20 protein-coding genes are annotated in these 20,594 nt (G+C 48.7%); 14 read left to right on the plus strand and 6 right to left on the minus strand.

Going from position 1 to position 20,594, the window contains the following annotated elements:
* Positions 1-162: 162 nt before the first annotated feature.
* The 3 genes from CIK94_RS14410 to CIK94_RS08185 all read right to left on the minus strand — a co-directional run bounded on the left by CIK94_RS14410 (position 163) and on the right by CIK94_RS08185 (position 3,094).
* Positions 163-339: a hypothetical protein gene (locus tag CIK94_RS14410; protein ID WP_158216545.1), complete on the minus strand. Its 177-nt coding sequence runs from the start codon at positions 337-339 to the stop codon at positions 163-165.
* A 51-nt stretch (positions 340-390) separates the two neighbouring features.
* Positions 391-1,746, minus strand: coding sequence for a sodium:proton antiporter NhaD (nhaD, locus tag CIK94_RS08180; RefSeq protein ID WP_094422557.1), 1,356 nt, complete (start codon positions 1,744-1,746; stop codon positions 391-393).
* Between the two features lie 145 nt (positions 1,747-1,891).
* The gene (locus tag CIK94_RS08185) at positions 1,892-3,094 is read right to left on the minus strand and encodes a uracil-xanthine permease family protein (RefSeq protein WP_094422559.1); all 1,203 of its coding nucleotides are present in this window, start codon (positions 3,092-3,094) and stop codon (positions 1,892-1,894) included.
* 368 nt (positions 3,095-3,462) lie between these two features.
* On the opposite strand from CIK94_RS08185, the gene CIK94_RS08190 reads away from it, so the two are divergent.
* The 4 genes from CIK94_RS08190 to CIK94_RS08205 all read left to right on the plus strand — a co-directional run bounded on the left by CIK94_RS08190 (position 3,463) and on the right by CIK94_RS08205 (position 6,650).
* On the plus strand, positions 3,463-4,776 hold the full coding sequence (locus tag CIK94_RS08190; protein ID WP_173845690.1) for an alpha-L-fucosidase: 1,314 nt from the start codon (positions 3,463-3,465) through the stop codon (positions 4,774-4,776).
* A 12-nt stretch (positions 4,777-4,788) separates the two neighbouring features.
* On the plus strand, positions 4,789-5,157 hold the full coding sequence (locus CIK94_RS08195; RefSeq protein ID WP_094386718.1) for a hypothetical protein: 369 nt from the start codon (positions 4,789-4,791) through the stop codon (positions 5,155-5,157).
* A 127-nt stretch (positions 5,158-5,284) separates the two neighbouring features.
* The gene (locus CIK94_RS08200) at positions 5,285-5,635 is read left to right on the plus strand and encodes a hypothetical protein (protein ID WP_094387020.1); all 351 of its coding nucleotides are present in this window, start codon (positions 5,285-5,287) and stop codon (positions 5,633-5,635) included.
* A 109-nt stretch (positions 5,636-5,744) separates the two neighbouring features.
* Complete coding sequence (locus CIK94_RS08205; protein ID WP_254046174.1) at positions 5,745-6,650, plus strand: transposase; 906 nt, start codon at positions 5,745-5,747, stop codon at positions 6,648-6,650.
* Between the two features lie 171 nt (positions 6,651-6,821).
* Here the strand turns inward: CIK94_RS08205 and CIK94_RS08210 are convergent, their stop codons facing one another.
* Genes CIK94_RS08210 through CIK94_RS08220 form a run of 3 tightly spaced genes read right to left on the minus strand, consistent with a single transcriptional unit; the run spans position 6,822 to position 9,508 of the window.
* Positions 6,822-7,388, minus strand: a complete 567-nt coding sequence (locus CIK94_RS08210; RefSeq protein ID WP_094386719.1) for a GNAT family N-acetyltransferase — start codon at positions 7,386-7,388, stop codon at positions 6,822-6,824.
* 19 nt (positions 7,389-7,407) lie between these two features.
* Entirely contained in the window at positions 7,408-8,817 is a 1,410-nt protein-coding gene (locus tag CIK94_RS08215; RefSeq protein WP_094386720.1) for a cell wall metabolism sensor histidine kinase WalK, read from the minus strand.
* A 4-nt stretch (positions 8,818-8,821) separates the two neighbouring features.
* Positions 8,822-9,508 carry a response regulator transcription factor gene (locus tag CIK94_RS08220; protein WP_094386721.1) on the minus strand — a complete coding sequence of 229 codons (687 nt, stop codon included), beginning with the start codon at positions 9,506-9,508 and terminating at the stop codon, positions 8,822-8,824.
* Positions 9,509-9,993: 485 nt separating this feature from the next.
* On the opposite strand from CIK94_RS08220, the gene CIK94_RS08225 reads away from it, so the two are divergent.
* The 10 genes from CIK94_RS08225 to mobV all read left to right on the plus strand — a co-directional run bounded on the left by CIK94_RS08225 (position 9,994) and on the right by mobV (position 20,443).
* Positions 9,994-10,332 carry a type II toxin-antitoxin system RelE/ParE family toxin gene (locus tag CIK94_RS08225; RefSeq protein ID WP_077195648.1) on the plus strand — a complete coding sequence of 113 codons (339 nt, stop codon included), beginning with the start codon at positions 9,994-9,996 and terminating at the stop codon, positions 10,330-10,332.
* 2 nt (positions 10,333-10,334) lie between these two features.
* The gene (locus tag CIK94_RS08230) at positions 10,335-10,664 is read left to right on the plus strand and encodes a helix-turn-helix transcriptional regulator (protein ID WP_094386722.1); all 330 of its coding nucleotides are present in this window, start codon (positions 10,335-10,337) and stop codon (positions 10,662-10,664) included.
* Positions 10,665-10,681: 17 nt separating this feature from the next.
* Positions 10,682-11,542 (plus strand): leucine-rich repeat domain-containing protein, encoded by an 861-nt coding sequence (locus CIK94_RS08235; RefSeq protein WP_094422563.1) that lies wholly within the window; start codon positions 10,682-10,684, stop codon positions 11,540-11,542.
* Between the two features lie 348 nt (positions 11,543-11,890).
* The gene (locus tag CIK94_RS08240) at positions 11,891-12,841 is read left to right on the plus strand and encodes a helix-turn-helix domain-containing protein (protein WP_044074745.1); all 951 of its coding nucleotides are present in this window, start codon (positions 11,891-11,893) and stop codon (positions 12,839-12,841) included.
* 128 nt (positions 12,842-12,969) lie between these two features.
* Positions 12,970-14,091, plus strand: a complete 1,122-nt coding sequence (locus CIK94_RS08245; protein ID WP_044074744.1) for a site-specific integrase — start codon at positions 12,970-12,972, stop codon at positions 14,089-14,091.
* A gap of 366 nt (positions 14,092-14,457) precedes the next feature.
* Entirely contained in the window at positions 14,458-15,225 is a 768-nt protein-coding gene (locus CIK94_RS08250; protein ID WP_044080124.1) for a hypothetical protein, read from the plus strand.
* A gap of 109 nt (positions 15,226-15,334) precedes the next feature.
* Positions 15,335-15,706, plus strand: coding sequence for a helix-turn-helix domain-containing protein (locus tag CIK94_RS08255; RefSeq protein WP_044074742.1), 372 nt, complete (start codon positions 15,335-15,337; stop codon positions 15,704-15,706).
* 4 nt (positions 15,707-15,710) lie between these two features.
* Positions 15,711-17,075, plus strand: a complete 1,365-nt coding sequence (locus CIK94_RS08260) for a DUF3987 domain-containing protein (RefSeq protein ID WP_044074741.1) — start codon at positions 15,711-15,713, stop codon at positions 17,073-17,075.
* Between the two features lie 122 nt (positions 17,076-17,197).
* Positions 17,198-18,220, plus strand: coding sequence for a DUF6371 domain-containing protein (locus CIK94_RS08265; protein WP_044074740.1), 1,023 nt, complete (start codon positions 17,198-17,200; stop codon positions 18,218-18,220).
* Positions 18,221-18,409: 189 nt separating this feature from the next.
* On the plus strand, positions 18,410-20,443 hold the full coding sequence (gene mobV / locus CIK94_RS08270; RefSeq protein ID WP_044080125.1) for a MobV family relaxase: 2,034 nt from the start codon (positions 18,410-18,412) through the stop codon (positions 20,441-20,443).
* Positions 20,444-20,594: the final 151 nt, after the last annotated feature.

Consider the following 20,594-nt stretch of genomic DNA (forward strand, 5'->3'; position numbering starts at 1 on the left):
CGGAAGAACCAATCGTGTTGACTTTCTTCTCCATTCGCCATTGCGCTCATAGTGAGCTGCTTTGCGCCCGCCGCGGTTGACTCTCGAGGCTCGTATCGTATGACACGAAGGCTCGTGACATAAGGCACGTGAGCTCGTAACGTATGATACGTGGGCTCGTGTCTATTGATACGAGCCAGCCCAGATGACCTCCTCGCCGCCAGAGTCGGCTTCGGCGCGGACATCTCTGATGGCGATGCCGCTGTCGATACCCTCCCAGCCCACGCCGCTGCCAGCCAAATCTGCCAAACAGACAGCCGGGGCATCCTGCTTGGTCGAGGATGCCCCGGCTGGGGTCATGAGGGCGGCGCTGACAGGCGCTGCCGTAGTATGGGTTGCTGCCCCGATGGCTTAGAGCGCCACGGGCATGATGAAGGTGCGGATGAGGGCATAGGCCATGATGCCGGCGATATAGCCCACAAAGGCTATCCATGTGATGCGGCGCATGTACCATCCGAAGGAGATGCGCTCGAGGCCCATGACCACTACGCCTGCTGCCGAACCGATGATGAGCATCGAGCCGCCCACTCCGGCACAATAGGCCAGCAGCTGCCAGAAGATGCCGTCGACTGCCATGTCGCCTGTGGGTGCCACGGGATACATGCCCATACATCCTGCCACGAGGGGCACATTGTCGACGATGCTCGACAGCACGCCTATCACGCCGGTGACGAGATAGTGGTTGCCCTGGAATACGTCGTTGAGCGTCTCGCCCAAGGCTACCAGCACGCCGGTCTGCTCGAGACAGGCCACAGCCATGAGGATGCCAAGGAAGAAGAGTATGGTAGAGAGGTCGATGCGCGAGAGCAGCGTAGCCACACGCTTCTGCATGCTCGAGCGGTCGCTCTTCTGGCGCAGATGGCGGTAGAAGACCTCGGTGACGGTCCACAGGGTGCCCAGTACGAGCAGGATGCCCACAAAGGGAGGCAGATGGGTGATGGCCTTGAAAATGGGCACGAAGATGAGTCCGCCTACGCCCACATAGAACACGATGCGGCGCTGCGACTCGGTGAAGTCGAGCTCTGCGGTCTCTGTCTTGGTGCTGTCGTCAGCCTCGGCCAGCGTACCCTTGAGGGTAAACTGCAGGATAAAGGCGGGCACCATCATCGAGATGAGCGAGGGGATGAGCAGTTCGCTGATTACGCCGAGGGCTGTCACCACGCCCTTGTTCCAGAGCATGATGGTGGTCACGTCGCCTATGGGCGAGAACGCGCCGCCCGAGTTGGCGGCTATGATGACCATCGAGGCGTAGATGATGCGCGTGGGGCGGTCTTCGACCAGCTTGCGCAGTATCATCACCATGACGATGCTGGTGGTGAGGTTGTCCAGTATGGCTGATAGGAAGAATGTGGCGATGCTGATGCGCCATAGCAGCGCTCTCTTGCTGCGGGTCTGCATCACGCCGCGCACCCAGTTGAAGCCTCCGTTCTGGTCGACCACCTCGACGATGGTCATCGCTCCCATGAGGAAGAACAGGGTGGTAGAGGTGCTGCCCAGATGGTGCTCGATGACGGCGCTCACCTGGTTGGCGATGTCGGAGCCGCATCCGTTGATGTAGGCTGCCGGGTCTATCATGAACAGCGTCCAGCACGCCACAAACATAAGCAGCGCTATGGCTGCCTTGTTGACACGTGTCAGGCTCTCGAGCGCGATAAGCAGATAGCCGAACACAAAAACGATGATGATTGCAATAGTCAGTGTACTCATTGTTTTTAGTTAAACGTTAATGGATAGATATACTTTAATTGTTAGGATTAGCCTACCTGCCCGCCATCACCGCAGTCCTTGCCGCTGCGGTGGTGGGGTGGGTGTATGAGGGGGTGTGGGCCGTCACGGTCTGTGCCTGGATGGTCTACTTTTCCTCTGCCTTGGTCTTGGGCAGTACCAGATTGAGCACCACGCCGATGACCGCCGACAGACCTATGCCCGAGATGGCAAACGAGCCTCCGGAGAGCACGGCGCCGCCGAGACCCATAGTGAGCATCACGGAGATGATTATCACGTTGCGCGTGTCGTTCATGTCCACGCGGTGCTGCATCAGGTTCTGCACGCCCACGCTGGCTATGGTGCCGAAGAGCAGCAGCATGATGCCGCCCAGCACGGCCTGGGGGATAGACTGGAGCAGCGCGCTGAGCTTACCCACGACAGAGAAGCAGATGGCGGTAAGGGCAGAGATGCGTATCACGGCCGGGCTGGTCACCTTGGTGATAGACATGGCTCCTGTCACTTCCGAATAGGTGGTCTCGGGAGGTCCTCCAAGAAACGCGGAACACAGACAGGCGAGACCGTCGCCAAGCATGGTGCGGTGGAGACCAGGGTCTTTGACGAAATCCTTGTCTGCCACGGCGCTCACCACATAGACATCGCCGATATGCTCTATCACCGGCGCTATGGCTACGGGCAACATGTAGAGGAAGGGGCTCCAGCTGAAGTGGGTGATGGTGTCAAAGGCCATCGGCATGGCTATCCATGAGGCATTGGCCACGCCCGTGAAGTCGACCTCGCCCATGCACACTGCCACGATATATCCCACTGCCACGCCCGAGAGTATGGGCACCAGCTTCATCAGTCCGCGGCAGAGCGTGAGCACCAGTATGGCGGTGATAAGCGATACGAAGGCGAGCAGCCAGTGGTCTTTGGCCATGTTGACGGCACTGCCCGAGAGCGAGAGGCCGATGAGGATGATGACGGGGCCTATCACCACCGGCGGAAAGAGCCTGTCGAGCAGTTTGCGGCCCTGCCACTTGACCAGAGCGCTCATCACAAAGTAGACAAGCGACACGCTGGTGAGTCCGGCTATGGTTCCGGGGAGTCCCCACTGCTGGGTGGCGGCTATGATAGGGGCGATAAAGGCAAACGAGCTGCCCAGGAAGATAGGCACGCGCTCCTTGGTGACAACATGGAAGATGAGGGTGCCCACACCGGCGGTGAAGAGTGCCGTGGCGGGATTGATGCCAATAAGAAGGGGTACCAGCACCGTAGCACCAAAGGCTACAAAGAGAAACTGCACACCCACGATGGTCTTCTTGGCAGGCGATAATTGTTCTGTGTTCATGACAAGTTAGATGATGTTGATTATAAATCTTGGCAAATGTATATGTTTTTTTCTGAACTACATTGCGTTTGCCCTATTTTTTTCCTCCATGGGAAGGATTTTAACCTAAAAACTTGCAGGTTACAGATAAAGAGTGTATTTTTGAATTCCCAAACCTGCCCCATGCCTCTCGCTCAGAAGAGGAGGCCGTAGCCCGGAGAGCATCGGTAAGGAGTGGCGGAATGAGCCGCCCCGTGGCTCTGCCGGCAACAGTCGGTCGCCCGCCAAGCCTCTGGCCCGCGCCCGCAAGCATGGCTCCGTCGCCGCGCAACGGGGTGGGGCGCGCAGGAGAAGTCACAGAAATGACACAAACTATAATTAAAAATTACATGAAAATGCCTAACTTCAAGAGAGTAGCCATCGCGCTGACAGCACTGCTGCTTACTGCCACATCGGCAAGCGCCAAGTATGAACCCACCGAAGACAATCTGCAGGCCAGAAAGGAATTCCGCGACATGGGCTTTGGTGTCTTCCTCCACTGGGGTCTCTACAGTATGCTTGCCACTGGCGAGTGGACTATGACCAACAAGAACCTGAACTATCATGAGTATGAGAAGCTCGCCAAAGGTTTCTACCCCGCTGAGTTTGACGCTGCCAAGTGGGTCAGTGCTATCAAAGCGTCGGGTGCCAAGTACATCTGCTTCACCACTCGTCATCACGAGGGTTTCTCTATGTTCAAGACCAAGTACAGTAAATATAATATTGTAGACGGCACTCCCTTCAAGCGCGACATCCTCAAGGAACTTGCCGACGAGTGTCATCGCCAGGGCATCGCCCTCCATCTCTACTACTCGCATCTGGACTGGTATCGCGAGGACTACCCCTGGGGACGCACCGGAAGAGGTACCGGACGACCCAGCGCCAAGGGCGACTGGAAGAGCTATTACCAGTTTATGAACAACCAGCTGACCGAGCTGCTTACCAACTATGGTAAGATTGGTGCCATCTGGTTTGACGGATGGTGGGACCACAATGAAGACCCCAACTTCGACTGGCAGCTGCCCGAGCAGTATGCCCTCATCCACGGTCTGCAGCCCGCCTGTCTCGTCGGCAACAACCACCACGTCACTCCTTTCGATGGTGAGGATATGCAAATCTTCGAGCGCGACCTGCCTGGTGAGAACACCGCCGGACTCTCTGGCCAGGACATCAGCCGTCTGCCCCTCGAGACCTGCGAGACCATGAACGGTATGTGGGGTTATAAGATTACCGACCAGAACTATAAAAACAAGAAGACACTGGTGCAGTATCTCGTCCGCGCTGCTGGCAAGAACGCCAACCTGCTCATGAACATCGGCCCTCAGCCCGACGGCAATCTCCCGGAGGTGGCCGTGAGTCGTCTGGCCGAAATGGGTGAGTGGATGAAGACCTACGGCGAGACCATCTATGGTTGCCGTGCGGGCATCGTGGCTCCCCACAACTGGGGCGTGACCACCCAGAAGGGCAATAAGCTCTATGTGCACATCCTCGACCTCAAGGACAAGGGCCTCTTCCTCCCCACTGGCAACAAGAAGATAAAGAGCGCTGTCGACTTCGTCACCCGTAGACCTGTCAAGATGGCCAAGAGCGGCGACGGCATCACTCTGTTGCTCAACGAGGTGCCCACCGAGATAGACAAGGTGATAGAACTGGAACTGAAATAAGTAGAATGAAGCATGGGAAGAAACAAATTCTCACAGACTGAAATCATTCAAATAGCCAAACTGCTCAGACTGAAGAACGCAGGTAACCGCGCCCAGCAGAAGCAGGTAAGACATGAACTCAGAGTCAATTACGAGTTCAACATCTCTGACTTCAACGAGCCTGGCCGTGCTTTCGGCGAAGACGAACTGCAGGCCGCGCTCGACCGTGGTGCCATTCAGATACTCGACGACGCCACTATTGCCTATATGAAGGCTAAGCGTGCCCGCGACCGTGCCCGCGATGAGGCTGAACGCCAGCGCCAGGCAGTGGAAAGCGGCGAGCAGACCGACTGGCAACAGGCTATGCGAGAGTGGGAGGACTGGGAAAAAGCGCAGAAATGACCGCACAGGTCCTGCCCATAGTCAGGACCGTTCCAGCGTCCATCACAGTCTGGACAGCAATCAAGGGTCTGCGGATTTTTCCGGTTGGTAACACCGTATGTTAGGAATAAAGTCGTACCTTTGCCATATGGAACAGACCAAGCTACTACGCGCCATTCTTCCGGATGTGCTTATAGACAACTTCGATGTTGTAAGTTTTGATAAGACCGATAGCCGCTTTGACATTTATCTTGACGAGAAGAAGGTTCAGATGCGTGAGGACAAGAAGTACGGCAATGTGATATCCCACGGCTTTGGTGACTATCACGTCATCCAGGATTTTCCCATCCGTGGCCGTGCTACGTATCTTCATGTACGCAAACGCAAATGGTTGGACAAGGACACCGGCGAGATCTTCAGCTACGAATGGGACTTGTCCGAGTTTGACGAAACTCGATTGAATGCAGAGTTCGTTTCTTTTTTAAAAGAGGGAGATTGAGTCTACTCCCGTAAGCATCTCGACGCTTGCGGCCCGCAACGGTCTCAACGGTCAGACGCTGCGCAAACAGTACAAGGAGAAAATCAGTGACTATCGCAACTGGGAACAATTGGACCATGCAGAGGAGTACATGCTGTTTCCAGACAATTTCGGTGAGGACATGAGTCTTGACGAGACCTGTCTTTCCAACGGTGAGGTCTACACTATCCTGACGGACAAGGCAGCCCACGGCGGCAAGGGAGCGCTGGCTGCAATGGTTCGTGGTGTAGCTTCGGATACAGTGTCGGCAATATTGAAGAAAGTCCCACGTGAACTGCGCTGCCGTGTAAGGACCGTGACCACAGATTTGTCTTCTGCCATGATGCTGACAGTGAGGACTGCGTTCCCTAATGCCAAGCTGATAAATGACCGTTTCCATGTGCAACGACTTATGACCGAGGCCATTGACCAGATGAGAATAGCCTTACGATGGGATGTGCTTGCGGAGGAGAACAAGGCCATAAAAGAGCATAGGACAAAACGTAAGGCGGCACATACGAGGGCCGAGAAGGAACTTATAGGGGAATGGGTACCAGAACGTATGGCCAACGGTGAAACCAGGCCGCAGATTATGGCACGCAGCCGACATATGATTCTCATGCACAAATCGAAATGGAATGCCCAACAGCAGACAAGGGCCGAAATTCTCTTTCAGATGTTTCCCAAACTCAAGAAGGCGTATGGTCTCTACCTCAGTCTTGTGGACATTTTCAACAAGAAAACCCAGCCAGGAGTGGCAAGGCTTAACCTTGCCAGATGGTACAATGATGTCGAAGATTTCGGGTATGAAGGTTTCAACAAGGTTATTGAAACCTTTGAGAACCACAACGATACCATCATCAACTATTTTGAGGAAAGGCTTACCAATGCATCGGCAGAATCGTTCAATGCTAAAATCAAGGCTTTTAGAACACAGTTCAGAGGTGTAGGGGATATCAGGTTCTTCATGTACAGGCTGGCAACACTTTATTCCTAACATACGGTGTTACCAACCGGAAAAATCCGCTGACCCGCAATCAACAGAAAATGGGGGAAAACCAAAGGCACAATGCCAGTGGTTTTCCCCCATCTCGTATAGATAGTCTTCTGTGTCGTATAGTTTTGCTCCAGCGTCGTCGGGGTCATCTCCCAGCCAGCCGGGATGGCCTTACAGCTTGTATTGCATGTGCTTCATGGCGTGTCCGCCCCAAGCAGAGTCGTCCACATGCACAAAACCTATGCGGGAGTAGAGCTTCTCGGCCTTGGGGTTGCCCTTGTCTACGAGCAGACCTACTGCCGGCAGTCCCAGGGTGCGTGCCTTGTCTATGGTAGCCTCGATGAGCTGCGAGGCAATGCCCTTGCCGCGGTATTCGGGCTTCACACAGATGCTGTCGATATAGAGTTCGCCAGCCTGGGTTTCGTCGTCGATGGCAGAGAAGTCACGGCCAAAGCGGTGGAGGGCCTCTCTGATGAACGCCTGACGCAATTGGTGCAGCTGTCCGCCATCATAGCTCACGCAGATGCCGGCGATGTCGTCGCCGTCGAGGGCTACCAGCGTGTTGAGATGACTGTACTGACTGTCGGTGCGCTCTACCAGAGCGGTCATCATGTCTTCAAACTCGTCGAGCGTATGGTTGTCGCCGGCGAAGTACTGGCAGCACTCGTAGTTCATGGCCACCATGATGAGCCGGGCTATCTCGCGCGACTGTAGGGGTGTTGCGGTGATAGTCTTCATGTTGTTTGTTCTTGTATTGTTACTTGTTTAGGGTAAATTCAAATCTCATTCCACCTTCAGCGGGGCACGTGGCGGTGATGGAGCCACCGTGCAGCCCCACGGCGTTCTTGACGATGGCGAGCCCGAGCCCTGTGCCGCCCATCTTCCGGCTGCGCCCCTTGTCTACTCGGTAGAAGCGCTCGAATATGCGTGACAGATGCTGAGGCTCGATGCCCACTCCGTTGTCGCTGAAGACAAACCGCCACTGGCTGCCCTCGTCATGGGCGCTCAGCTGGATGGTGGTGCCCTCGCCGGCATAGGCTATGGCGTTGTCGGTGAGGTTGCGGAAGATGCTGTAGAGCAGACTCTGGTTGCCGTGGATGACGAGCCGTTCGGGCAAGTCTACCACTGCCTTCATTCCCTTCTGCTCCAGTTGTAGGGCGGTGGTCTTGGCGATGCCCGCCACGAGCTGCGCCACGTCGACATCGGTGAAGTCCATCATCTGGACGCCGTCGTCCATCTTGTTGAGCGTCGATATGTCTTGCAGTAGTGACGTGAGGCGTTGGCTCTGGGCATAACAGCGCTCCAGAAACTGCTGGCGCATGGCATCGTCGACATTGGGGTTGTCGAGGATGGTCTCCAGATAGCCCTGGATGCTTGCCACAGGAGTCTTGAGTTCGTGGGCAATGTTCTGGGTGAGCTGCCGCTTGAGCACATCCTGCTCCCGGCGGGTGTGCTGCAGCTGTTTGTATATCTTGATGATTTTCTCGGCTATCTCTCCCAGTTCGTCGTTGGGGAAGTTGATGAGCTCCTCGGTCTCCAGCGACTCGTTGTGACCCGCCCTGATGGCAAAGGCGCGCAACGTGGATATGTTCTTGCCCAGCCTGTGTGCGAAGTGGTAGAGTATGATGACCAATATGAAGATTGCAGCCAATGCAAACCACAGGTAATGCTGGTCTGCCTGGAGCGATTTGGCCAGGTCGTGGTTGTAGGGCAAAGCGCTGCGCACGATGAGGCTGTCGTCGGGGTAGTAGGACGCCGAGTAGAAGAAGTAGCCCTTCATCGTGTTGCTGCTGCGCTCGACGGTAGAGCCCGTGCCATGCTCGAGCGCCTGCTTGACTTCAGGGCGCGAGGCGTGGTTGCCAATGTGGGCTTTGCGCTTGGACCAGTTGTCATAGATTACTACGCCCGACGGACGGATGAGGGTCACTCTCAGTCCCGGTGCATGGTGCCGGCGCACATAGTCGCTGTACTCCCGCTCGGTGGCGATGACACCGTCGTGGATTTCGTCGGCCATGCGGTCGTTGAAGTCCTGCAGCCTGATGTTGAGAGCGTCTATCTTGAACTGTTTCTCCCTCGCCTGCTGATACACGATGAACGTGCTGGCGAAGACCAGAAACACGGCGATGACGCCTACAAACAACTTCTGTCCTACCGTGGGTCTTCTCATAGTGTTACTCTTCAAAGAAATAGCCGTAACCCAGCCTTGTCACGATGTGGTGGGCATAGTCCTTAATCTTCTTGCGCATGCGGGTGATGTTGACATCGACTGTGCGGTCGAGCACCAGCACGTCTTTGGGCCAGATGCGGTTGATGAGTTCCTGGCGGGAGAAGACATGGCCACGCTCACGCAACAGCAGCGCCAGGAGTTCAAACTCGGTCTTGCTGAAGGGGATGTCTTCGCCGTCGATGCTCACGGTCTTTTTGTCGAGGTTGACTTCGAGCCCGCGGAACTTCAGTATCTGCTGTCCGACGCTCTTTTCGCCCGAGCGGCGGAGCACCGCCCTTACGCGTGCCATCACTTCGCGTATGGAGAATGGCTTGGCGATATAGTCGTCGGCACCCAGATTGAGTCCGTTGACCTTGTCGTTTTCATCGGTCTTGGCGGTGAGGAAGATGATGGGTACGTGGGCTGTCTCGGGGTTGGACTTCAGCCTCTCTGCCATTGCAAACCCATCCATGCCGCCCATCATCACGTCGAGAAGCAGCAGGTCGAAGCGCGCCAGATTCTTCTCCAGCGCCTCTTCTGCCGAGTATGCGGTAGCTACCTGATATCCTTCGGTCTCAAGATTGAACTTCAGGATTTCGCAGAGGTCCTGTTCGTCGTCGACGACCATAATTCGAGCTTTGTTTTCTTCCATGTCTGTTGTAGTTTTGGGTTGATGGCGTACCATAGGTGTGTGCCATCAGTTATATATGGTGCAAAAGTATGAATTTTCGGATTCTTCTTCTTCTCTTTTCCGTTAAAATTACGCTAAAAACTGCCGAATAGCTTAGAATGAGCGATTTATGAGTGTTTCACCTCAATGGAGGTAATGATTTAGCAATGGTTCTAATTTCTGCAATGCGCATACGTTTGCTTGTCAAACAACTCTTGTCGGTTGCAAAAGTACAACAAAAACTTCGACTTACAAAAATGCAGTTTATCTTTTATGATTTATTTTCAGTTATGATTTAGATGATTTCAACTGAGTTTACAAATGTACTTCGCAACCTGCCTGTTAGTTCTTGATGCGCAATTATATGTAGCTAAAAAGTTAAAAATGTAGCATAAGATGGCTTTTTATCGCAGATGTTTCTTTTTTATGAAACAATATGAGTATCTTTGTCAACCAAAAAGAATAATATGGCACAAAATATCTTCCGACTTGTCTTGACAGACGAGGCACAGGACTTCATTGAGAGTTTACCTGAAGCGGTATCTTACAAGATATACTACAACATCAAGCGTGTTGCAGGAGGAGAACGCAACAAGGAACTTTTCAAGAAGTTAGAAAATTCGGAGATATGGGAGTTCCGTACATTATATAATAAGACTGCTTATCGGCTTTTTGCCTTTTGGGATAGGGACAAAGAGACATTGGTGATTGCCACTCACGGTATTATCAAGAAAACTCAAAAGACACCAAGTAAGGAAATAGCGAAAGCAGAAGCAATCAGAAAAGAATATTTCAAAAATAAGTAATTATGGCACAGATGAATCTTACTCCATTAGATGATGTTCTTGACAAGCATTTCGGAAAAATTGGCACTCCAAAACGTGACGCTTTCGAAAGTGATGTGGATGAAGCATTACATGCTTACAGACTGGGCGAAGCTATCAAAAAAGCTCGTATAGAACAAAACTTGACGCAAGAACAACTTGGCGAGCGTATCGGAGTGAAAAGAGCGCAGATTTCTCGATTGGAAAGAGGTTATAGTATAACTATTCCAACTATGAGAAGAGTGTTTAAGGCATTGGGTGTAGTTACAGCAACTATTGACTTGGGAATAGCAGGCAAAGTTGCACTGTGGTAAATTAAAAAAGAATAGTTATGAAACAAATTATTAAAAGAGGTAGTTTTTTTACCTTGATGTTTATGTTGCTTGGTTGTTTGTCGCTTTATGCTGCAGATAACGACTTGATTACAAGGCAAATCACCATTCAGTTGAAAAAGGCTGGTACTTTGCCTGATAGAATTGCAAGTAGTAAAAAGTATAAGATTACCAATTTGAAGATTATTGGTAAGATAAATGGTACGGATTTGAGGATGATTCGTGAGATGGCTGGAAGAGATTATATAGGTAATTCTACTGACGGAAAGCTTTCTGTATTAGATTTGTCTGAGGCAAAGATTGTAGGAGGTGGGGATTGCTATTATAATGATAATTATAATAATAGATATTATTATACTTATAATGATGAGATAGGCTATGACGCATTCTATGGCTGTAGCGGATTAACGAGTTTAACCCTTCCTGCTGGTATTACCGAGATAGACGATTGCGCATTCTATGACTGTAGCGGATTAACGAGTTTAACCCTTCCTGCTGGTATTACCGAGATACGCAAAGGCGCATTCTGTGGCTGTAGCGGATTAAAAGAGGTTAGATTTTGTATAAATGATAATTTAGACACATATTTAATAAAAGGTCATCCTTATATAGATGTAGATTGTGGTATTAAATATTATATAAATGATAAAGAGATCACAAGTATCGAAATACCATCTAACGTAACTACTTTAGGTAATTATGTTTTCCAAGGCTGTCGCGGATTAACGAGTTTAACCCTTCCTGCTGGTATTACCTCAATAGGCTGGAACGCATTCTATGGCTGTAGCGGATTAACGAGTTTAACCCTTCCTGCTGGTATTACCTCAATAGGCTCTGAAGCATTCCATTCTTGTATTTAGAGCCTTATAACTAACCATAACTTACTATGACTAACTAACCATAAAGTATTGATTTTCAACACTCTTTGTTTTTTAATACTTTCTGAGTGCTTTTTGGCAGTTCCCGATTTTCCACATATTTTTGCAGCGTATTTCTACCGTGGAGAATTTGCGGAGCTTTTATTTTGTCATATTGTGAACGTAGTTGACAAGGGTTTACGAGTGGTTACGATGAAGGACAGATTTGAAGCTGATAGGCAAAAAGCGTTATATCGTGGATTGGGTTGACAAAGGTTGTCAATGGTTCACTTCCGTTTACTCCATAGGTGGAATACTCAAAGTATGTAGAACATAGCAATATCATAGAGTATGAGACCGACAAGAAAATGTGAATTTTGTGGCAAGACATTCGTGCCAAGAAGCGGTATGCAGAAATACTGTTCCGAGGAATGTCAGGCAGAGGCAAAACGTCTTAGGAAGAAAAGACAGCAGGAATTGATTAACGGTATTGAGCCAATCATGGATCTGCAACATCAGGAGTATCTTACCTTCTCCAAAGCTGCCATTCTGATGGGATGCACCCGACAGTATATCTACAAACTTGTGGCTAACGGAAAGTTGAAGGCATCAAGATTGAGCAGCAGAATGGCATTCGTAAGAAAGGCTGATATAGAGAAGATGTTTGAGGGTAATCCCTACAAGCGTGTGATTCCTGCCAGCAAGAGCAAACCCAATAAAAAGGCAAAAGCAGAAAAGCAAATACGAAAGCAGGAACCGACAAAAGGGAAAGAGGAGAATGAGGTGCTTGACTATTATTCTGGTGAGGAAGTGATGTCCATTTATAAGGTCAAGAAGTCTTGGCTCTACACCTCCGCCAAGCGCAACCAGATACCGATGTGCCGTATCGCTGGCAAGAACTATTACAGCAAACGGCATATTGATGAGTTCTTCGGTACTGCCGTTGACATCAACAGCATCACGGAATGGGTGACTGCTGATGATGTAGAGGATGCTTTCAGTATGAGCAAGTCGGCACTCAGGGCATATGCATATCGTCATAAGATACCCACCAAACGTGAGTATGGTCGCACCTATTATTCCAAGGAACATCTTGAAGAACTGCGCAGGACTGACCTCATGAGCGATGACAACTATTATACCACCGAACAAGTGCAGCTGTTGTATGGTCTGACAAGTGCCAATATCTGCCATATTGTGAGAGTTCACCATATTAGCAAGGTAAAAGTGGGTGTAAAGAACTTGCTTTTGAAGACGGATGTGGAGCGAGCAATGGCGGAAAGAGCAGCAAAAGGACTGTGATTTCAAATGATTTCAGCATTATCCATCAATGACTGCAAATAATTGGAGTCACGGAAGTATCATTCAGTTATTTTGCAGCCGTGAAGAGACACTTCACCATGAATAATCATCAATAATACATATCAGTTATGAGCAACATTTGCAAGACCGTATCATTGCGTACACGCAAAATCAAGGACGGACGCATGCTGTCCTATTATCTTGACTATTATCCAGGCTATCGTGACGAGAGCACGATGAAAGTCATCCGCCATGAGTCGCTTGGCATCTACATCTATGCCAAGCCGAAGAACCAGACGGAACAGAAGTACAACCTCAACCTTACGGCAAGAGCCGAGGCGATACGCTGCCGTCGCTTTGAGGCTATCGTCAACGAGCGTTATGATTTCTTCGACAAGGAGAAGATGAAAGGAGATTTCCTCGCCTACTTCAAGAAACTGGCAGACAAGAAGAACTCCAAGTGGCAGCACGTCTATATGCACTTTCGTACCTTCACGCAAGGCAAGTGTACCTTCGGTGAGATAAACGTGGACTTGTGCAACAGATTTCGTGAGTATCTGCTGACAGCACCACAGGGACTGCATAAGAACAGAAAACTACATATCAACTCAGCAGCCAACTACTGGTCAACTTTCCGTGCTTCAATCCACACTGCCTATCGTGATCGCAAGATAAAGGAGAACCCGAACGGTTTCTTGGAGCGTATCGAGACAATCCCGACTGACAAGGAGCATCTTTCACAAGACGAGGTTATCCGCTTGGCATCCACTCCATGCTCTACCCCTGCATTGAAGCGAGCCTTCCTGTTCTCTTGTCTAACGGCATTGCGAAAGAGCGACATCAAGAAGCTCACTTGGGAAGAAATACAGCCATACGGCAGCGATGGTGTGATGTATGTCACTACACGAATGCAGAAGACAAAGGACATCGTGCATAACCCAATCAGTGAGGAAGCCTTGGAACTGATAGGCTATTCACCAGATAAACGAGGTAAGGTGTTCCCCGATTTCAAAGACTCCATGACACAGGCACCATTGAAGAACTGGCTGAGAGAAGCAGGAATCACCAAGCATATATCCTATCATTGCTCACGCCACAGCTTTGCCTGTCTCCAGTTGGACGCAGGAACAAGTATTGCGGTTGTGCAGCGTTATCTCGGTCACAAGAATGTGGCAACAACAGAGGTGTATGCCAAGATTTCCGATGCCCAGAAGCGTGCTTCGGTTGGCTGTATCACCTTGAAGAAGTAACCATTTGACAATAACACGCAGAAAAGGACTGTTGGAATGATAGTGTTCCAATAGTCCTTTTCTCATTTTGTTGGTTCTATTTGCTGTCGTGGATAGAACCAATTCGACAAATACATTCCAATTTCTGTTGATATTAAAGAGGAACTGCAAATATCCCTTTTCTTCATCCTTACCTTTGTAGTCAGCAATTAGCGGCAACTGGCACTAACGAGCTGTTTCAAGTATGATTCAGAGTATGAAATCATATTAGAACGCTAATAAAGCGTAAAAGAAAGAGTGCCAGAGAACGTAAATGCTGTTTTTACATGCTTCTGCATCTAACTTTGTGGAAGTTTTTGAACGAATAACAATAAAACGAATACAATAATGATAGAAACCAAGACAACTTCAGATTGTACCATCTACGCTTTTGTTGGTACTGCAATTCTCGCCATCTCTCTTGTCGTGGCTATGTATGTAGGCAATGACTTTCACCAAAGTCTGTTTGTCGAGTCAATCATCTTTGTAGGGAGCAACATCCTGCTTTGGGCGATATTCATTTCTATGGTGAATTATCCCTATGAACTGATGACCATTGGTAGCAACAGCAAGACAAAGAAAAACGTTGTAGAAGCAGAGCCAGCAACAGAACAAGAACAGCCAAAGCAAACATTACCACAAACAGAGTCAGCACAATACAGTCATGAGGACTATGCCAAGTGTGTAGAGGCACAAGAAAAAGAAGCACAGGAGATAAAGGAAAAACGAACGAGAGCCGTACTTGACTATGTGCATCGTACCATGTCAAGGTTTCTGTATGAGGAAGATTTGCACAAGGTAATTGAGGCTGTCAAGGAATGGAGCAACGACACCAACTATACCCCGATAGCAATAAACCGTTTCAAGGAGATGGTTGAGAATATTCCTTTAAGGCACTTCGTGTGGAATATCGCAGAACGTTTGGGTAAACGTGATTACACAATGGCAATGCGAATAGCCTTTGTCAGGGCTTTATTTCCAAAGCCGTTTGAAGGCTTGGACTACAGCACATTGAAGAACCTGAAAGCACCATGTTCTAATGATGTCATTCCGATTGATGAGCCTGGCAATGGAGGATATGAGTTTCATGATATATCAGAGGAAACTCCCGAATAATCCCTATTGTTAGAGTTATTCCTTCGTGAATGACAAATGACTGTCACGAACCTCAGTAACGGAAGCATCATTCTGTTCCTTTGTCCCAGTTTTTTAGAACAACTTGTATATGACAAAGGAATTAACTTTCAACGACCTTCCAATGGTCGTTGCCCAGCTTCGGGATGAAGTGGTGGGCATGAAGCAGATGATCATCGGTCTGCAATCACAGAACAAGCCACACAAGGCGAACACGCACATACCTATGAGTGTGGAGGAAGCATCGGCATACCTGAAAATGCCGATGGCAACTCTCTACATGAAACTTGGCAACGGCAGCATTCCTGCCACAAAGCCAGGCAAGCGTTATTGCCTTTATCAAGACGAACTTGACAAATGGCTGGAGACAAACCGCAAGAATCCTGTACCTCTCACAGCAGAAGAGGAGAACGCTGCCATTCTTGCAGGAAACAAGCGCAAGCCCAAACCCTTAAACTGGTAATGTAATGGATGCGCTTGAAATTTGTAACAAGCTACGCTCGGAGGCTTCGGGCGTAGCCACTTCTGGCATTCCGCTTGACATATTCCCCCAGAAGATGCAGCAGATGATTCTTGATTTGGCAAGGACGGAAAACTATTCCATTGAGTTCACTGTCACTTCCCTAATATCCGCTATGGCAGCAGCCGTCGGCAACTCCTGCTATATCCGGATTAAAGGCAATTGGATTACTTCACCTATTCTATATGTCATTCTTGTTGGCAGACCAGGAGTCGGCAAGACTCCACCATTGAACTTTGCCTACAAACCGTTGCACGACATTGATACTGAGGAGCACCATAAGTTCAAGGCTCTAAAGAATGAGTATGCAGCCATTGTGGAGAGAAACAAGGGCAAAAAACGGACGGAATGGGAATCGTTACCTCCTGTACCAGTCCTGCATAAGAATATCATGAATGACTTCACACCAGAGATTCTGATGCGTAATCACGATGCCAACCTCAGAGGTGTGGCAGTTGTGGTGGATGAGATAATGGGGCTGTTCAACACCATCAACCGATACAACAACAGTTCTTTTGTACAACAGATGCTGTCGGCTCACAATGGCTTGCCTGTAGATGTTTCTCGTTGTAATCTTGATTGCCCTTTACGCATTGATTATCCTTGCATACAGATTGTAGGAACTATCCAGACTGGTATTGTGCATGAACTTTATGATATGGGATTCAAGAAGAATGGTTTTCTTGACCGTTTTCTGATTACATGCCCAAAAGGTTTAAAGATTGCTCCTTGGGTTAAGGTTCCAAAACAAGATGCTGCAATCATTGAAAGACCATTCCGTGTATGGAAAGAAATCATAGACAAGGCTGTGGCTCTTCCTTTTACGGAAGACATCTTCAATGTTCTTGACTTCTCTGATGAAGCCATTGACATATTCTATGATTGGCAGAATAAGGACATAGAACGGCAGAATGCCATTACGGATGAAAAAATGATAGACTCACGTGCTGCAAAAGTTCCTTTGAACACGGCTCGGCTTGCCTTGATATTCCAACTGTTCCGATGGGCTTGTGATGAGTCTCACAAGGATTTTGTTGATGCGGAGTCCGTGAATGCAGCCATACGGATGAGCGATTACTTTGAGAAGTCATACAAAAGGATGGATGACCTCGTTTCAACCGAGGCTACCGACCCTGTGAAGAAACAGGTACTTGACTCGTTGGGAAACAAGTTCGTAACTGCTGAAGCAGTAAAGGCTGGAGCGGATTTCGGTTTTGCAAGACGTACTGTCATGTATATGCTCAAAGACTTCTGTCAGAAAAACTTTATCATCAAAGACAAGCAAGGCAATTATGAGAAAGTACAGAAGTAGAACCACCACCTTGCACCGTTTGCACTTTGCACTTCTTGCACTCTTGCACAAAAGAAGCTGCATTTTGTGCCAAACAAGTGCAAAAGTGCAGAAAGTGCAAGGTGCAACAAGTGCAGTGCCTTATGAGTGAGTATAGATTCCATCTACAGAAATACAAGCTGGGCAACCGATATGCTTGCCCTCAATGTAGGCGTAAGCGTTGCTTTGCAAGATATATTGACGAGGAAGGACAGATTGTATTTCCTGACAATGTGGGGCGTTGTGACCATGAACAGAGTTGTGGCTACCATTATTCTCCATCTGATTATTTCAAGGACAATCCCGATGCCAACTGCAATGATGATTGGAGATATAAAACACCAATCAAAGAGTGTAGGAAAGAGAAACCTCTTCCAACTTTCATTGAGAATAAGTTGATGGAGCAAACACTGCATGGCTATTCTGTCAATCCTTTGTACCGATACATTTCAATGGTCTTTGACAAGGAGGAGACAGAACGGCTGTTTGCCTTGTACAAGGTCGGCACTTCAAAGAAATGGGGCGGTTCAACTATCTTTTGGCAGATAGATGTCAATGGGAATGTGCGCACTGGCAAGATAATGAAGTATGATGACAAGACAGGACACCGCATCAAGGAACCCCACAGCCTGGTGACTTGGGTACACTCGGAACTGAAACTGCCAGACTTTACACTTCGGCAGTGCTTCTTTGGCGAACATCTGTTGACAGATAAAACCACGACCAAGACTGTAGCCATCGTGGAGAGCGAAAAGACAGCCATCATTGCCACCCACTTCATGTCTGATTTCGTATGGTTGGCTACTGGAGGCATGAACGGATGTTTCAATAAAGATGCAGTCGAAGTCCTAAGCGGTCGGGAGGTTGTTTTGGTTCCAGACCTTGGGGCAACGGATAAGTGGAAAAGCAAACTTCCTTTGCTGCAATCAATATGCAAACAAGTTCTTGTCAGCAATATCTTGGAAGACAATGCCACCGATGAACAAAAGGTCAATGGTCTTGACATTGCCGACTTCCTATTGATGACGGAAACACCGCAGATGGCGCTACAAAGGCTGATAAAGCAACATCCGCCACTCCAGCATCTGATAGACTGTCTTGGATTGGTGTTGGTGGAAGAGTCATAGCAGAGTGGGTAAGGATCTGCGAGCACGCTTGCGTGACGGACTTTCACAAAAGTCCTAAACATAATAGGGACTTTTAGATTCACCTGCTGACGCTGTTCACTTAAAAAGTCCTTCTATTATGCTCAAGCTCCGCCCGAGACCTGTCACCAGTCATACTATAACAATGTTACAAACTCAAACAAGATTCTTATGGAAAGAAACATACCACGTGCCGCCATCCATGTAGGCACAGACAAGAAATCGTTCTCTTCCCAAGTGGGCAACGAGGCGGAACGCAGAGGTTGGGACGAGAAGCGTTACCAACTAAAAAACGCAGACATAGACAAGAACAACCATTATAACTACTCACGCAAGAGACTCAACTTTGAGATAGTCAAGGGTGGAAAGATTGTGCCTCTTGGTTCCCAGTCTGTGCCGTTGCATGAACGCTTGCAGCACAGACTTGATGAACTTGGCTTCAAGCCATATATGGATGCCAAGCGTCCCGACCAAGTTTCAAGGAACAGTCCGAACTGCACTGTCGGCATCATCTTCAGTGGTGACCATGATGTGCTTAACAGGCTTGCCTTTGGTGAAAAGAAACTCAACACGTCAGATCCAAATGCTGACCACAGCAAGGTGACATTACAAAAAGGCATCTATGACTGGGCATTGGACACCTACCGCTTTGCATGTGAGAAATGGGGAGAAGAGAATGTCATCAGCTTTGATGTGCATTGTGATGAGACAAGCATCCATGCCCATGTGCAGACCGTGCCTGTTGAACAAGTAAAACAACGTGGGCGCGTCGGAAGCAAGTATATCCACAAGGATAATCCAGAAAAGGTTCTCTCTACAAAGGAATGGAGAGCACTTCCAAAAGAAGAACGTGACAACTTCACAAAATCGGAAGTTGCAAAGGGTGTTGTTGAAAGGGTCTCTTATGCCAAAGTGTGGGGAGAGCGAGCAAAGGATAAGTCACAGTATTTATCACAACTTCATACCGACTATTACAACAAGGTAGGTCATAAGTATGGCTTGGCAAGAGGTTTCTCCTATGATGAACTTTCAGAGGAAGAGAAACGGGGACGCAAGCACAAAAACAAGGTGGTACTTGAGGCGGAACGTCAGGCGAAAGTTGCTCTTGACAAAGTGGAGAAATATGCTGTGCTTGCCACAATCGACAAGAAGGAGCTGACCATTCCTTTTCTCAACATAAAGGTTCCTGTTCAAGAAGCGATGAATGCCGTAAAGAAAGAACTTGCCATCCCTATTCCTACTCTTATCGGACAAAAGGCATGGCGTGAGGAGCGTGTAAACAACATCAACGCAGCTATCAAAGCTCTTGTCGTAGCCATCAATGCAGAACGTGACAAACAGAATGAAGGTGTACGCAAGTCTGTCAACAAGACATACACTTACTATATGCAGAATCTCAATAAGCAGATAGAGGAGAACAAGTCACTTCGTGCCGAGAATGATGCGCTAAAGGCAGAAAACAACAAAGTCAAACAACGCATCTCTCAACTTGACGAGAAGGCTGTGGAGCGAGTGACTACTCAACTTGTCTATGCGAAGGAAGAACTCGCCAGTGCCAAAAGTTATAATACCACACTTATGGAAATGTACAATGATTTGAAGGCTCGTTGGAATGCCATTTGGCAAGAGCCAGAAATGACTGATGCATGGAGACGAGTGGAAGCACGAAAGGAGGAAGGTGCAAAAGAAAAGGCTCGGCAAGAAGCCGAAGCTAAACGTGAAAGCATGGCTCGGCAAAATAGATACATAGGAGTGCTTGACAAGTTCATCCATGAGGGACATGAAGCTCTATCTTCCTTTGCCAAGACAGATAGAGTCAACTTCAACGAGAAAGAATCGGCTTCCATATACTATGGCATTATGGCATCTGCTGTAAAGCATAATATTGGATTGGACTCTAAAGCCTGTATAGAATCGGCAACAAAAAGGTTCTTGTCTGATATGTCTTGGCATGGTTTTACAGACTTCAAGCAGGAATGTGTCACCAGTTGGACAAAACTCTTCGCCACAAATGAAGTTCAATTCACAGACAAAGCTATTGACAACTTCCTCGCTTTTGTTGACCACATGTCATGCAGTGCAGACACATACGTTTCGCTTGGTGGCTCCAATGGTTGTGCCGACCAACTGACGAATTGGGATGGAACACAGAAGATAGGATTGGGAGCAATTAATAATAAGCCCTATCGTTCATCACGAAGATAAGTATTGTATAAAAGGTTGTAAAAAGGTAGTGTAAACAGAACTGTGTCACGGCTCTGATTTTTTATTCTTTCCCTCTTATTTGTGTGCAGATTTCATATCTGCATACAAATAAGAGGAGCCTTTCACAGGCAAAGTTACATAATCTTGAACC

Source organism: Prevotella sp. P4-51 (assembly GCF_002251455.1).
Classification (GTDB): Bacteria; Bacteroidota; Bacteroidia; order Bacteroidales; family Bacteroidaceae; genus Prevotella.